This is a genomic window from Aurantimicrobium minutum (assembly GCF_029894165.1).
In the GTDB taxonomy this organism is placed as follows: Bacteria; Actinomycetota; Actinomycetes; order Actinomycetales; family Microbacteriaceae; genus Aurantimicrobium; species Aurantimicrobium minutum_A.
Genome location: NZ_JARXXU010000001.1, coordinates 688,427 through 702,982 on the forward strand (window position 1 = coordinate 688,427; position 14,556 = coordinate 702,982).

The 14,556-nt window shown below is 55.8% G+C and carries 13 protein-coding genes; 7 read left to right on the forward strand and 6 right to left on the reverse strand.

Annotated features, from left to right (window positions below; genetic code table 11):
* Positions 1–49: 49 nt before the first annotated feature.
* A complete protein-coding gene (locus M2119_RS03615; RefSeq protein ID WP_280803591.1) occupies positions 50–1,621 on the forward strand; it encodes an MFS transporter in 1,572 nt (523 codons plus the stop codon).
* 31 nt (positions 1,622–1,652) lie between these two features.
* Complete coding sequence (gene mmuM / locus M2119_RS03620) at positions 1,653–2,552, forward strand: homocysteine S-methyltransferase (protein WP_280803592.1); 900 nt, start codon at positions 1,653–1,655, stop codon at positions 2,550–2,552.
* Here mmuM and M2119_RS03625 read toward each other — a convergent pair whose 3' ends face one another.
* Together M2119_RS03625 and M2119_RS03630 are read right to left on the reverse strand one after the other, a co-directional pair.
* On the reverse strand, positions 2,553–3,920 hold the full coding sequence (locus tag M2119_RS03625; protein WP_280803593.1) for an L-serine ammonia-lyase: 1,368 nt from the start codon (positions 3,918–3,920) through the stop codon (positions 2,553–2,555). It abuts the gene before it with no gap.
* A gap of 61 nt (positions 3,921–3,981) precedes the next feature.
* Positions 3,982–5,505, reverse strand: coding sequence for a dolichyl-phosphate-mannose--protein mannosyltransferase (locus tag M2119_RS03630; RefSeq protein WP_280803594.1), 1,524 nt, complete (start codon positions 5,503–5,505; stop codon positions 3,982–3,984).
* Between the two features lie 41 nt (positions 5,506–5,546).
* Between M2119_RS03630 and rsmI the strand changes: the two genes are divergently transcribed.
* Positions 5,547–6,368, forward strand: a complete 822-nt coding sequence (gene rsmI / locus M2119_RS03635; RefSeq protein WP_280803595.1) for a 16S rRNA (cytidine(1402)-2'-O)-methyltransferase — start codon at positions 5,547–5,549, stop codon at positions 6,366–6,368.
* A gap of 41 nt (positions 6,369–6,409) precedes the next feature.
* Here the strand turns inward: rsmI and M2119_RS03640 are convergent, their stop codons facing one another.
* Genes M2119_RS03640 through hemE form a run of 4 tightly spaced genes read right to left on the reverse strand, consistent with a single transcriptional unit; the run spans position 6,410 to position 10,603 of the window.
* Entirely contained in the window at positions 6,410–7,516 is a 1,107-nt protein-coding gene (locus tag M2119_RS03640; protein WP_280803596.1) for a ferrochelatase, read from the reverse strand.
* Positions 7,513–8,199, reverse strand: a complete 687-nt coding sequence (hemQ, locus tag M2119_RS03645) for a hydrogen peroxide-dependent heme synthase (protein WP_280803597.1) — start codon at positions 8,197–8,199, stop codon at positions 7,513–7,515. Before hemQ ends, M2119_RS03640 begins: the two co-directional genes overlap by 4 nt.
* Complete coding sequence (locus M2119_RS03650) at positions 8,196–9,530, reverse strand: protoporphyrinogen/coproporphyrinogen oxidase (protein WP_280803598.1); 1,335 nt, start codon at positions 9,528–9,530, stop codon at positions 8,196–8,198. Before M2119_RS03650 ends, hemQ begins: the two co-directional genes overlap by 4 nt.
* A complete protein-coding gene (gene hemE / locus M2119_RS03655; protein WP_348520949.1) occupies positions 9,527–10,603 on the reverse strand; it encodes a uroporphyrinogen decarboxylase in 1,077 nt (358 codons plus the stop codon). The genes M2119_RS03650 and hemE overlap by 4 nt, the downstream gene beginning before the upstream one ends.
* A gap of 75 nt (positions 10,604–10,678) precedes the next feature.
* On the opposite strand from hemE, the gene M2119_RS03660 reads away from it, so the two are divergent.
* Genes M2119_RS03660 through hemB form a run of 4 tightly spaced genes read left to right on the forward strand, consistent with a single transcriptional unit; the run spans position 10,679 to position 14,556 of the window.
* On the forward strand, positions 10,679–11,932 hold the full coding sequence (locus M2119_RS03660; RefSeq protein WP_280803600.1) for a glutamyl-tRNA reductase: 1,254 nt from the start codon (positions 10,679–10,681) through the stop codon (positions 11,930–11,932).
* Positions 11,925–12,848 carry a hydroxymethylbilane synthase gene (gene hemC, locus M2119_RS03665; RefSeq protein WP_280803601.1) on the forward strand — a complete coding sequence of 308 codons (924 nt, stop codon included), beginning with the start codon at positions 11,925–11,927 and terminating at the stop codon, positions 12,846–12,848. The genes M2119_RS03660 and hemC overlap by 8 nt, the downstream gene beginning before the upstream one ends.
* Complete coding sequence (locus M2119_RS03670; protein WP_280803602.1) at positions 12,845–13,588, forward strand: uroporphyrinogen-III synthase; 744 nt, start codon at positions 12,845–12,847, stop codon at positions 13,586–13,588. The genes hemC and M2119_RS03670 overlap by 4 nt, the downstream gene beginning before the upstream one ends.
* A complete protein-coding gene (hemB, locus tag M2119_RS03675; RefSeq protein ID WP_280803603.1) occupies positions 13,585–14,556 on the forward strand; it encodes a porphobilinogen synthase in 972 nt (323 codons plus the stop codon). The genes M2119_RS03670 and hemB overlap by 4 nt, the downstream gene beginning before the upstream one ends.

Genomic DNA, 14,556 nt, shown 5'->3' on the forward strand with positions numbered 1-14,556 from the left:
TGCGGTCTAGTGTGTCACACTTGCCTAGTCACCAACTCAAGGAGAATCAGTGTCGACTTCTGCCCCTTCCGGAACTGCACCTGCAACCGGGTTCACACGTTCCGCCGTTATCCTTCTGGGCCTCCTGGGCGCTATCCAGGTAGCTGACCCCCTCATCTCTTCCCTGGCATTGGTCAAGGCCTCTGATGAACTGAACTTCTCGGCATCGACGCAGTCGCTTGCTGTAGGTATTTCGACCTTGGCTCTCGCCGCAACCGCCATCCCCGGCGGCATGTTGGCTGACCGCTTCGGTCGCCGCCTTCTCCTCGCGCTGTCTGTCCTCGTGGCGGCCGCCGGTCAGCTGATGACCGCGAGCGCTGGTTTGATCGACTCCAAGGCCGGCACGGCTGTTCTGTTCTACCTTCTCGGTCGTATCATCACCGGTGTTGCTTTGGGTGTCACCTTCGGTGCCTCCTACGGCATGCTGCGGAATGTCTCCAGTGCGAAGTCTTTAGGCCCTGCCATGGCCACCTTCAACATTGTGAACGGAATCATTCCCGTGATCGCCATGGTTCTCGGTGGTGTCCTCATTGCCACCAGCTGGCGCTTGGCGTATTTGATTCTTCCGGTTGTTGCCGTGATTGGTTTCTTCCTGGTACGTCCGATCCTGCCCAAGATTGACAAGTTGCCCCCGTCAAAGGTCGACTACTGGGGCATGTTGTTTGTCGCGATTGGTATCGCGGGGTTGCTCTATGGCATCAGCGGCGCAACCAATGGTTTCGGTCACCCCTCGTTCTATGTCCCCATCATCGTGGCATTGATCTCACTGGCAGCCTTCGGCATCCGTGAGAACAAGACGAAGTCTCCTGTCTTCCCCATCAAGTTGCTCAGCCACCCTGCCTTCTTGGGTGCCGTTGTCATGGGTATCTTCTGGAACATGGCGAGCGCCTCGATGAGCCAGATGCTTCCTAACATGTGGCAGTACGTCACTCACATTCCTGCAGGTCTTCTCGGTGCAGCAAGCCTGCCCATGTCCGCCGCGGGCATCATTGGTTCGGTCATTGCCGGAACTGCGTTGGGTAAGGGCTCGAAGCCTCGCACCACGGCCTCGATTGGCTACGTCCTCATGGTGGTTGGTTTCTTCACCTACCTGTTCCTCACCCCCACCGCCAGCTACCTCATGTTCCTTCCCGGAATGATCATTGCTGCTATCGGTTGGATGATGAACGCCACCAGCCAGGGCAACCTGTTCATTACTTTGGCTCCTGCCAAGTTCTACGGTCCCGTGACCTCCAGCAAGCTTGCCGTCGGTCAGTTTGGCTACGCACTGGGTCTCACCGGGAGCACCGTTCTGGTCTCGCTGTTCACTCTCTCGGGTGTGAAGAGTGCAACTAAGGGTGCTGTGGCAGGCGACTCGAACTGGGATGCCATCACGAGCTACTTGGCATCCGGTAAAACAACCGATACAGCCCTGGCTGCAGTCAGCACATCCGACCTCGCTGGCATCTACACCAGCGCCTTCATCTCGACAATCACCATCGTCGCGGTGGTCACCGCTGTCGCGGGTGTCCTGATGTACATCCTGCTCAAGAACAAGAAGGCATCCATTCCGGTGGACACCTTCCTGGGTCTCGACAGCTAAAACTCATCCTCACTCCCTCTAGGCTGGCATCATGCTGACTAGAGAAGAGTTTGGTGCGCGCGTGAGCGCGGGCCCTCTCGCCATTGATGGTGGCATGAGCACTGAGCTGGAACAGCAAGGCTGCCGGTTAGAAGGTTCCCTGTGGACCGCGCAAGCCTTGCTGGATACTCCTGAGCTCATTGCCTCCGCCCACCGCGCCTATGTAGAGGCCGGGGCGGCAGTGGTCATCACGGCCAGTTATCAAATCTCCCGTGCAGGTTTTATCGAGGCAGGCCTGACAGCCTCTGATGCTGACCGCGCTCTGCGCGCCAGCATCGACGTTGCCCGCACAGCGGTCGCAGGCACCACCACTCTCGTGGCTGCGAGCGTGGGGCCTTATGGCGCCATCCTGCACGACGGCAGTGAATACCGAGGCAACTACGGGAAGACACAAGAAGAGCTTCACGCTTTCCACGCAGAGCGCCTCGAGGTGTTGCTGTCTGCGAACCCTGACCTCCTCGCCATCGAAACCATTCCTGATGCGCTCGAAGCACAGGCGCTGGTGGACGCGCTCGCCGACTATCCCGACGCTGTGGCGTGGATGAGTTTCTCGATTGGCCCGGATGGGCGCCTGTGGGCAGGGCAGACTCTGGGGGAGGCGACGCAGATAGCCGTGAGCTCTCCCGCTATTGCGGCCATCGGTGTCAACTGCGTTGACCCTGTGCTGGTTAGCGCTGCGATCGCAGAGATGCGCACCGTGACCGATCTGCCCATCGTGATCTATGCCAACGGGGGTGGAACGTGGAACCCCGAGACGGGGATCTGGGAAAACGCTGCTGTAGATGCCCTCGTTGCCTCCTCAGCCCAGTGGGTTAAACAAGGTGCGGGGCTAATCGGCGGGTGTTGTGGAACGCACGCTGGGGATATTCGCCAGCTTGCTGCGGCGCTGTAGCTAGCACTCAATCACGTTGACGGCGAGGCCGCCTTCGCTGGTCTCTTTGTACTTGGTGGACATGTCGAGGCCTGTTTGACGCATCGTCTCAATGACAGTGTCCAGGGAGACCACGTGGGAGCCGTCACCGTGTAGGGCAAGCCGAGCTGCGCTGACCGCCGTCGACGCAGCAATGGCATTGCGTTCAATGCAGGGGATTTGGACAAGTCCGCCCACCGGGTCACAGGTGAGGCCGAGGTGGTGTTCCATCGCAATCTCTGCCGCATTCTCCACTTGGCGGGGTGTTCCGCCTAGCACGGCACATAATCCGCCTGCCGCCATGGCGCAGGCGGGGCCAATCTCTCCTTGGCATCCTGCCTCGGCACCCGAGATAGAGGCATTGGCCTTGAAGAGGGAACCAATGGCGGTGGCGGTGAGGAGATAGCGGTGAATCCCGTCCGCGTCAGCCCCGTTAACAAACCGGAGGTAGTAGCTGGCCACGGCAGGAACGATGCCGGCAGCACCATTGGTGGGGGCGGTCACGACTCGGCCGCCAGCTGCATTCTCTTCGTTGACGGCCAGGGCAAAGGCATGCAGCCATTCGGTGGTGGTGTCCCGGTCGTGGGCAGTATCGGCGGCGACGAGATGTTCGCGAAGCTCGGCAGCACGTCGTTTGACCTGCAAGCCTCCGGGAAGAATTCCCGTGGAGTTCAACCCTGCCTCCACACACCGGTGCATGGCGTCCCAGATTGCATCGAGGCGGTGAGTCACCTCGTCCATGCTGTGTTGGGACAGCTCATTAGCCAGGGCAATCTGGTCGATGTGGAGGTTGTTCTCCTCACACAACGCGATCAAGGCGGCTGAGGTGGCAAAGGGCATGGGCCACAGGTGCTCCGAACCGGGGGATACTTCGTCGCCTTCCCGGCGGATGAAGCCGCCTCCGACGGAATAGTAGGTTTCTTCGCTGAGGAGATCCCCGTTCTCGCTCAGGGCACGCAGCCTCAAGGCATTTGGGTGACCAGGGAGTCTGGTTCGAGGTTCAAACTGGATGTCCTCGGTGGTGAAAACGATGGAATGGGTGCCTCCCAGCAGAATGCGCGGACCCGTCTCGAGGGCAGCCCACGCATTTCTTACTTTGATCGGAAGACACGTCTCTGGGGACAAGCCGCTCAGACCAGCAATCACGGCACCGGGGGTGCCGTGACCTATTCCAGTGGAACCCAGTGAGCCATACAGCACACACGTGACGCGGGCGACTTGGTTCAGAACCCCGTCGTGGGTCAGGCGCTGGGCAAAATCCCGCGCAGCGCGCATCGGTCCCACGGTGTGAGAGCTCGAGGGGCCAATACCAATCGAGAACAGGTCAAAGGCGGAGACATACGCGGTCACGTCTTGAGCCTATGACGATGTGACAAGAAAGTCTGTAGTGGAACGTGTGAGGCAAGGGGTGTTAGATCCAGCTCGGCAGCCACATGTGGATGTGCCAGTACCAATATGGAATCTGCATTCCTGTCCACAGCGGGTAGAAAAAGATACTCAGTAGAACCGTCAGAATGCCAAAACACGTCACGATCGCGATGCCTGTAGTTTTGCGCTCAGGAGTGTCTGTTTCTTTGCCCAGAATAATGCCGAGCGCAAAAGTCAGTGCCAGGATCATGTAGGGCTCGTAAATGATGCCGTAGAACTGGAACACGGTCCGGTTCAGATACATCAGCCACGGCACATAGCCAGCAACCATGCCCATCAGGATGAAGCCGACTTTCCATTCGCGGTAACGCACCAGGCGATAGACCAGGTAGATCACGGCCGCTGTCCCACCCCACCAGATCAGGGGGTTTGCCAGTGCAGTGATCGCAGACGAACAGCTATCGAATGTGCACCCCGCATCGCCGTTGGTTGCGCCTTGGTAGAACATGCTCGTGGGGCGCCACATGATCAGCCAGCTCAGTGGGTTGGCTTGGTACGAGTGCGGAGTGGTCAAGCCCACATGGAAGCCATACGCCGACACGTGATACGCCCACAGACTCTGGAACCAGTCGGGAACCCACGAGAACAACCCCGTCCAGCGGGTGCCGGACTCTGCCGTGACAATATCCCGGTAGTACCCGCCCCGGGTGCTGATCCAGCCGAACCAGCTAGACACATAGGTCACCGCAGCGATGGGGAACATCAACACAAAGGTGGCGGGAGCTTGTTTGAGCACGGCGGCAGAGAACCAGAACGGCAATCCCACACGGCGCCGATCCAGCGCATCCATCACCACGACGTAGAGGGCGAAGGCGGCCAGGAAATACAGCCCCGACCATTTCACACTGCAAGCCAGGCCAAAGGCCAGCCCCGCAAGAATCAGATAAGGACGTCCCCACATCGTGGGGCCCCAGGTGGGACCGTCGTCTTCTTCGCTGAGGCCTGCACGTTTTCGGGCCATCCAGGCCTGGAGTCTCGGCAGATTACGCTGGCGATCCAGAAGGATCAGCCCAAAGCCGGCCAGAGTGAAGAGGGTCACGAAGTTATCCAGCAGGCTCACCCGCGAGAGAACGATGGCATGGCCATCGATGGCCATGAGTATTCCCGCAATGACGGCTAGCAGGGTTGAGCCGAAGAGACGCTTGGCAATGAGCATGACCAGGAGCACGATGAGAATGCCCGCGATGGCGACGCCAATTCGCCAGCCGAAGGAATCCTGCGCACCAACAGCCGCCATGCCGAGGGCGATGAGCCATTTACCGAGCTGGGGGTGAACGACATAGGAAGGATCCGTGGTGAAGCCGTCGGTGACGCCCGCATTAAACTTCTCGTCAGCCCCGTCACCCCAGGTAGTTTCGTAGCCGTTATTCCACAGCGTCCAGGCATCCTTCACATAGAAAGTCTCATCAAAGACCAGCGAGTGGGGGTTGCCGAGGTTCCACAGGCGCAGCACAGCAGCAAGCAGCAGCACTGCTGCGGGAGCTCCCCATGTCCACGCACGATTCACCCGTTCAGCCTATCGAGTGAGAACCTGACAAACTGGGGAGTGTGATCATCCTTGCAGCCACCCCGATTGGTAACCTCGGCGATGCCTCGACGCGGTTGGTGGAAGCACTGAGTGACGCGACGGTCATCGCCAGTGAAGACACGCGCACCACCTCCAAGCTTCTGAACGCCCTGGGGATTGAGAATCGTCCCCGCTTGATTGCCCTGCACGATCACAACGAGACCACCAAAAGCCCCGAAATCATTGAGCTCGCCAAAGTTCAGGACGTGCTCGTGCTCTCCGATGCGGGAATGCCTACGGTGAGTGATCCGGGCTTCCACCTTGTTGAAGCAGCCGCTGCCGCGGGTGTGCAGATCACCGTTATCCCTGGACCCAGTGCGGTGATTACCGCGCTCGCGGTGGCAGGTTTGCCCACCGACCGCTTCACCTTTGAAGGTTTCTTGCCCCGCAAGAGCGGGGAACGCACAAGCGTGTTCCGTGAATTAGCCCGTGAATCTCGCACCATGGTGTTCTTTGAATCCCCTAATCGCATTGCGGAGTCACTGGCAGATGCCCGTGACGAGCTGGGCGCGGAGCGCCTGGCAGCCGTATGCCGCGAGCTCACCAAGATGTATGAAGAGGTCAAGCGCGGCAGTCTTGCCGAGCTCGCCGACTGGGCCGCCGACGGCGTCCGCGGCGAGATTGTGCTCGTCATCGGCGGTGCAACGGCCGCAACACTGACTCTCGAAGATGGTCTGGTCGAAGTGCAACGCCTCGTGGCCGATGGCATGCGTCTGAAGGAAGCCTCTACCCAGGTGGCAGAAGAGACTGGTCTGTCCAAGCGGGAGCTGTATCAGGCAGCATTAAGTTCACGCTTGACCTAACCAGTTTGGGCGGGGAGATGAAACTCAGATCAGAGTGCTTCTCAATAGCTTGTGGTTTCTTCTGCAACAACAGGAAGTTCACGCCGCAGATTGGGGCAACACCCAACAGCGCAACGGTCAGCCCACGGACCGAGCGAGCTGAGTGCCTGTGGTTTGGCGTTGGCAATGCGTTCGTTGATCAATTCCGCAATCCCTTCAACAAAAATGTCATGATCTCCAGGAGTCGCTACTCGCTTAAAACGTAGGCCCAGATCGGAGGCAGTCTCGGCTGCCTCATTGTCTAAGTCCCAGATGACTTCTACGTGATCGCTGACAAAACCCAGTGGTACCACGACAACGGCTCGTGATCCTAAGTTGGCGACTTCAGCAATTGCATCATTAATATCGGGTTCTAGCCACGGCATGGCGGGAGATCCGCTTCGTGATTGATAAACCAACTGCCAGTTCAGTCCTTCGGTTTCAACTGATTTCTGGACGTCTTCCATGATGAGTTTCGCCGCAGCCAAATGTTGCGCCGCGTAAGCGCCACCTGGTTGGGCAAATTCTTGCCTCCGTGCAGGAGGCCCCGATGTTTCACCCATCCCATCCGGGATGGAGTGTGTTGTGAATAAAACGGCAATGTCAGTGACAGGAATTCCCTCAGACGTTATCTCGGCGACAGCGTCAGCTGTGGCTGTCATAAAAGGAGTGAGGAAACCGGGGTGATCGAAATAGTGGCGAACTTTATCGATTCGCATTTTCCCAACCAGCTCGTTATCTGCGAGTGCCTGATAGAGGTTTTCTCGATATTGTCTGCAACCCGAGTACGAGGAGTAGGCGCTCGTGACCCACGCTAAAACCGTGCGGTGGCCATCTTCATACATTTGACTTATGACATCTGCGAAGAACGGCTCACTGTTTCTATTAGCCCAGTAAATGGGAATATCTATTCCCTTGCGGGGGAAGATATCCCTCATTTTGTTTAAAAGCGCGCGATTTTGGTCGTTGATAGGGCTGATGCCACCTAAAGCCATGTAATGGTGGGAAACCTCCTCGAGTCTCTCTCGAGGGATACCTCGGCCTGCGGTAACTCGTTCCAAGAATGGCATGACCTCGTCGGGACCTTCTGGGCCTCCGAAAGAAGTCAAAAGTATGGCGTCGTAGCTCATGAGAACAGCTTTCCAATCTGCTGAAGGTCGATACGTTGACCGGTAAAAAAGGGAACTTCCTCGCGAACATGCAGGCGAGCTTTGGTGTAGCGGAGATCCCGCATCATGTCGACTATCTCGTGCAGATCCTCTGATTCAAGGGCCAGTAACCATTCATAGTCCCCCAGGGCAAAGGAGGCCACGGTGCTCGAGGTAATGCCGGAATAGTTGTGCCCCGCAACTCCATGTTCGATAAGCATGTCTCGCCGTTCTGATTCATCCAGGAGGTACCAATCGTAGGAACGCACGAACGGATACATACATAACCACTTCTTTGCTTCGACCCCCAGCATGAAGCCAGGAACATGGCTCCGATTGAATTCAGCTGGACGGTGCAGTCCCATACCTGTCCAGGTGGGAACTGCGAGCTGTCCTAGTTGGGTATGAAGGAATGTAGAAAGAGCTCCTTGAATATCTTCAGCACGAGGTGCGTGGAGCCACAACAACAACTCGGTGTCCCCCCGAAATCCGCGGATGTCGTAGGCACCGCGGAGGGTGATGTCCTGTTCGGCGAGATCCAGCACCCACTGGTTGAATTCTTCCGAGGTGATGTCAGGTTCCACAAGTTTTCCACGCAATTGGTAAGCCGACCAATTCGTATATCGAATGGTGTTGTTGATGTGTTCTAGCTTGTCCGTGGTCATGCTGCCATCCTTTGGTAGTGATCTCGAGTGATGCCTAAAAGCCCGTTGCCGCTGAGGTAAGGGCCACATAATTCGATGTCGCGCTGTGCCGCAAACTCCTCCAAAGCTGCAACACGGGTCGCAGTCTTTCGGGGTGATTGATGTAGTTTGTTGATCCACTGCACCGTGCGCATTTCAGTGATTTCTGGCGCGAAAAGGGCATAAATCTGTGTGAGATCAAGCCGTGCGATGTCTCTAAGTGGCTTGTCAGGTGGCAGGCTGTCGGGGTTGTAGCTCAATCGGATGATATGCTGGTCAGTTTTTAACTGGCCAGCCACTGAAGCCCATTTCGCGTTGACGTGCGTGGTCGCTTTTGCAATGATGCGGCCGCCAGGTTCGATAAGTGCCCCGCTGCCCAGAGGGAAATCGTTGAGGCTCTGTGATGAGAGTAGAACGGTAACGAGCGTGGTTGACGTTGAGAGCGATTTTTCAGAAGCAGACACCGCGTTGGTAAGACGAATGGCTTCTTCCAGCTCTGTGCAGATACTGAGGGAGTGAGCTGTAAACGTCTCTGTCGAGGAACTGATTTCCCAGTTGTCATTGCTGAGGGACAATCCAGTGACCGGTGTTCCCAGCCGGAATTTCACGCCACGTGCACGAAGAACAGCCTCCACAATCTGTGCGAGGGAAAACATGCCTCCGCGCAGACGTGCAACGAGGGAACCAGGTCTCGCGCCGTGCGCACGAACCTGATGAGCTGCCTGAACGAGAGAGCCACATTTCTCGAAAGCCGCGAGGAGGTCGGGGAGTGTTGTAGTCGCAAGCATGTGATCAGCTGTGGTGCCATGAACACCAGCAAGAACGGGATTGACAAGTTTGGTGACAAAAGCTGCTCCCAAACGTTCAGTGACTAACTCTGCCACCGTTGTATTTTTTACTGGCGCACACGGCATGCTGTCCAAGTAGAGTGCACGATCAATTTCTTGTGGTGTGAACAACTCTTTAATCTCGGGGGCAGAGAGGTCTGAGGGGATTCCCAATACTCCGTGCGGAATGAGAAAAGCATCACCATGTGCGGGGATTATCCGTGCGTCGGAGCGGTGGGGGTACTCAATCTCGTCTTGGAGTCCAAGTTCTCCTAAAAGATTTGTTACCTGATGACCGGCAGTAGAAAAAGAATCAGCGCCAGCATCGATAATCTGGCCTCCGAGTTCCAGAGGTGAAAGGACACCACCGCACTCTGCGCTGGCTTCTATGAGCAGAACTCGTTCTCCTCGCCCCTGTGCCCGGAGTGCTGCCAAGAGGCCGGAGTAGCCTCCGCCAATGACAATGCGATCCCAGTGGGTGGTCATGCGCTGGCGAGGTGGACATACTCAACAATGCGAGTGAGAACGTCTGGGTCGGTTTCTGGCGGAACACCGTGTCCAAGGTTCACAATGTGCCCTGGGGACGAAGCGCCTTGGTCGAGAACGTCATCCAGGTGAGCCCGGATCTCTGACCATGGGGCAGTTAAGAGTGCGGGATTAATATTTCCCTGGAGGGGGACGCTGCTTCCCAGGAGGTCTTGAGCCGCAGTGAGTGGCGTGTGAAAATCCACACCCATGACGGTGGCGCCGGCGCTATGCATCTGAGTCAAGATCTTTTGTGTGCCCAGCCCGAAATGGACACGCGGGACGGGCTCACCTTGCCCGTCCACGAGGGGTGTCAGTTGATCAAAGAGTCGACGGGAATGAGGCAGGGCAAACTTCAGATATTCCTTTGGGTCAAGTTTCCCTGCCCAACTATCGAAAACTTGGAGTGCACTAGCACCTGCGAGAACCTGCGCCTGAATAAATGTTGCTGTGACATCTGCGCACCAACTCAGAATCGTGGACCATAAAGTTGGATCGTGTGTCATCATGTGGCGCGAATGGGGCAGGTCGCGGGATGGCCCACCCTCGATGAGATACGAGGCAAGGGTGAAGGGCGCTCCGCCAAAGCCGATTAGGGGGGTGTTTCCCAGCTCGGCACACAGTATGCGCACTGCTTCGGTAATGGGCGAAAGGTCTATATCGCCAAGTTCTCTCAGGCGTTGGATATCGGATTGTGTTCGTACCGGTTCTGAAATGACAGGTCCCACGCCTGGTTTGATATCTACATCGATTCCAGAGAGTTTGAGGGGAATCACAATGTCGGAAAAAAATATTGCGGCGTCGACGTGATGGCGCCTCACCGGCTGCAGGGTTATTTCTGCTGCCACATCCGGAGTGAGGCAACTGTCCAACATGGGGATGTTTTCCCTCATCTTCCGATATTCCGGAAGGGACCTTCCTGCTTGACGCATGAACCACACAGGGAGTGGTCGAGTACGGACTCCCCTCATGTTGAGTATCAGCGGAGAAGAACTCGTGCGTCCTGTGTTGAGGGGATGATCATTGGGCAACATCACGTGCTCATTGTCACGCTGTGGGAGTGGTCAGAGCTGACACGGTGTCAGAAACCGATTTGTTAGCGTGAGTGCGTGGCATTGGTTTTCCTAGGAACTGACTTTCACGATTCTGCACTTTCCACATTGGAATTTTTAGAGCAGGCATCGTCGAAAATTTTGCGTTCCCTCCACCAGGAGAGCGCACCGTTAGAAGGAGCTATCGTTCTTTCTACGTGTAATCGCTTCGAAATTTACTGTGAGTCAGACCTTTTTCATCCGGCACTTGAGTTCATCACGCACGCTATTTCGCAGCACGTGCCTTTGTCTCCCCAAGATATCAATGAGATGTTGCGAGTGTTATACGCCGATGCAGTTCCTGAGCATTTGTTTTCTGTCGCGGCTGGTCTGGAATCGATGGTTGTCGGTGAAGAAGAAATTGCCGGCCAAGTAAAAAGGGCACTCGCAAGCACGCAAAAAATCAACTTCTCCACGAAATCACTGAATCAGTTGTTTCAAACGGCCTCTAAAGTTGCCAAATCAGTCACCACGCAAACAGGTCTTGGGGCGTCGGGACGTTCCATCGTGACGACCGCACTTGATATTGCACAAGAACATATCGATTCGTGGGAGCACTCCTCGGCGCTCGTCATCGGTACGGGAGCATATTCCCGCGTAGTGACGGCAGCTTTGCAGAAACGTGGCGTCATAGACATTTCTGTCTACTCCCGGTCTGGTCGGGCAGATAAATTTGCAGAGCTGCATGGCATCCGCTCCATAACACGGCAGGAATTAGCTTCAGAAATTGCCCGGACTCACATCACAATCAGCGCTAGCGGTTCGCAAGGTTACGCCCTAGATCAGGACATCGCGCAGCAAGTGCTTGAGTTTAGGAAGAACACTGCACCAGTGGTTGTGGTGGATGTTGCGCTTTCTCGAGATGTCGCCCCGGAATTGAGCCAGCGGCCTGAGTTTTTTATCATTGATCTCGAACATATTCGAGACAATTCAGCACCTGAACATGTCGAATCACTTACCAAGGCAAGGCAGTTAGTCCACTCATCTGTAGTGGAATTCACGGGCGCTCTAGCCGCACATTCTGTGGACCACGTCGTTTCGGCACTTCGCGCGCATGTGGGCCTGTGGGTCGATGAAGAGATTGAAAATGTAAGAAAAAAATCAGGGGACGAAACCGCTCGTGAAGTTCAGAAATCTCTGAGAAAAGTTACCAACGCGATTTTGCATGCCCCCTCGGTGAAAGCTCGGGAACTTGCCGTTGATGGCAACCAGGAAGATTACATTCACGCTGTCCGGCTGCTTTTTGACCTGGAAGGGGCTCCACATGACTAAGTTACGCGTGGGTACTCGTTCAAGTTTGTTGGCTTTGACTCAGACAAGAAAATTCGTTGCGGACCTCTGTGAAGTTCACCCCTACATTTCTATTGAAGAAGTGCACATCCAGACCCAGGGTGACACCAGTACAGAACCCCTGAGTCAGTCCACGACTCCTGGGCTGTTTGTCTCCGAGCTCCGGTCAGCGTTGCTTGAAGGAAAAGTGGACTTCCTTGTTCATTCAATGAAGGATCTTCCGGCAGCCGCATTTCCGGGAATAGTTACCGCCTGTGTTCCATTGCGGGAAGATGCCCGTGATGCCCTCGTGAGTAACGGGCATCTGACACTTCGCGAACTGCCAGCCGATGCATTAGTGGGGACGTCGTCTCCGCGGCGGGCGGCAGCTGTTCGTCGAGTTCGTCCTGACCTTCGTGTGCACTCAATTCGTGGCAATGTGGATACACGAATCCACAAGGTGCGTACCGGAGAATTTGACGCCACTATTTTGGCTGTCGCGGGACTGAATAGAATTCATCGGCAAGATGAAATTAGTGAATATTTCACCACCGAGTTCGTTGCCGCAGCAGGTCAAGGAGCACTCAGTATTGAGTGTCGTTCAGATGACGCAAAGACGTTCGCGTTGCTTCGAGAGTGTAACGATCGGGAGTCAGAACTCATCACGACGGCAGAGCGTGCTGTCCTTCTGGGGCTCAATGCCGGCTGTTCAACTGCTATCGGTGCATCGGGTCATTTTGTAAACTCGCTTTTGTCGCTCACAGCTGAACTCGCGGTGGAGTCCACTGGCGAGGTAGCTTCCGTGTCACAGCGCCTCACGCTGAGGAATCCGTCACTGCGCAGTGCAACTGAGCTGGGTTTAGAACTTGCTGCACAGCTCGCTGCGCATCCCCTCGCATCTCGGGCTGCGTGGTCATGAACATCCTTCTGATTCGTCCGCACCGGAACGACGTGGATGCAACTGCGCTTTTGGCCCAGGGAATCTCAAGTGTCAGCGATCCCTTTCTCGTGGTGACCCCCACTAGAAACGCGGCGGGAGCGCAACGAATGCTCAATGTGCTGATATCGGGCGAACCGTGTTGGTTCGTGTTGACAAGCACAAATGCGCTGTCTTTTTTTGAACAGGCTCTGCCCAGCATCAACCTGCATGAGGTCTTTCGCGCTAACCCCCACGTGAGATATGCAGCAATAGGAAAACAGACGGCTCACCAGTTAACCGCGTGCGGTGTGGAGGACGTAGTCGTTGCACAAACCAGTTATGCACGCTCGCTTCTCGAAGAACTGATGAACTACCCGCCTACTCCAGTTGTTATCCCACGCGGTTCACTGGCCATGCAAACTCTGGATTTTGCTTTACGCCAAGCCGGCTATGACGTCATTTCCGAAGTTTTGTATGACACCACTTACCGGCATCAAACCCCTCCGAGCTTGGAAGCCATTCGGCGTGACGAGTTTGACGCGGTTCTCTTACGCTCTCCCAGCGCGGCGCGAGCTTTTGATCATTTCACCTCACACAGCAGCCTTCCTGTTGTGTGTGCAGGAACTACCACCGCAGAACATGCGCGTTCATTGGAACTCAATGTTGTGTTGGTGTGTGAAGACCCAGACCCAGAAGCGGTTGCACTCGATATCGCAGATTACGCGAAAGGAAACGCATGACTACTCGCCGCCCACGACGTTTGAGGAGAACTGAATCGCTTCGACAGCTCGTCGCAAATGTGCACATTCATCCCAGTGACCTGATGTTGCCAATATTTGTCAAGGAAGGACTTACCGAACCACAGGAAATAACAGGGCTTCCGGGGGTTCTTCAACACACCGAGGAATCTTTCCTTTCCGTTTTAGATGCCGCCCGCGATGCAGGAATTGTGTCGGTCATGTTTTTTGCTGTCCCCCTCGATCGGGATGAAACAGGCAGTCAAGCTTGCCGCTCTGATGGCATCTTGTCTCGGGTCATTCGCCGAGCACGAGGTCATGTGGGAGATCAGATGGTTGTGGTCGCCGATTTGTGTCTCGATGAATTCACCAGCCATGGCCACTGCGGCGTACTCGATGACCGTGGCGAGGTGGATAACGACGCGACATTGACGCACTACGTTTCGATGGCCACAGTTCTGGCTCAAGCCGGAGCAGATCTATTGGGAACGAGCGGAATGATGGACGGTCAAGTGGGGGCTGTTCGGACAGGGCTTGATCAGGCGGGTTTTAGCAGCGTAGGGATTTTGGCGTATGGCGCGAAATACGCCTCCAATTTTTATGGGCCTTTTAGAAATGCAGTTGACTCACAACTGGTTGGCGACCGGAAAACGTATCAACAAGACTTTCGTCGAAGCGGAGAGGGGATTGACGAAGTTCTTTTGGATTGCGAGCAGGGCGCAGACATCGTGATGGTTAAGCCAGCCCTGCTTTATTTGGATGTCCTCTCGCAGGTATCACAGCGGACAACTATTCCTGTGGCTGCTTACATCATCTCCGGCGAATACTCGATGGTTGAGGTTGCGGCAGCGGCTGGTGTTGTAGATCGGGAAAGCACAATTCTGGAGATACTTACCGCAGTCAAGCGCGCGGGTGCAGACATTATCTGTACTTACTGGGCCCTCGAGTTCGCAGAAAAGTTAGGAAAGTAA

Excerpts from the sequence above, each read along its gene's own strand:
- hemE (WP_348520949.1), bottom strand. The coding sequence starts at position 10,603 with ATGTTGCCCAATGATCATCCCCTCAACACAGGACGCACGAGTTCTTCT.
- M2119_RS03670 (WP_280803602.1), top strand. The coding sequence starts at position 12,845 with ATGAACATCCTTCTGATTCGTCCGCACCGGAACGACGTGGATGCAACT.
- mmuM (WP_280803592.1), top strand. The coding sequence starts at position 1,653 with ATGCTGACTAGAGAAGAGTTTGGTGCGCGCGTGAGCGCGGGCCCTCTC.
- hemQ (WP_280803597.1), bottom strand. The coding sequence starts at position 8,199 with ATGACCACGGACAAGCTAGAACACATCAACAACACCATTCGATATACG.
- hemC (WP_280803601.1), top strand. The coding sequence starts at position 11,925 with ATGACTAAGTTACGCGTGGGTACTCGTTCAAGTTTGTTGGCTTTGACT.
- M2119_RS03640 (WP_280803596.1), bottom strand. The coding sequence starts at position 7,516 with ATGAGCTACGACGCCATACTTTTGACTTCTTTCGGAGGCCCAGAAGGT.
- M2119_RS03650 (WP_280803598.1), bottom strand. The coding sequence starts at position 9,530 with ATGACCACCCACTGGGATCGCATTGTCATTGGCGGAGGCTACTCCGGC.
- hemB (WP_280803603.1), top strand. The coding sequence starts at position 13,585 with ATGACTACTCGCCGCCCACGACGTTTGAGGAGAACTGAATCGCTTCGA.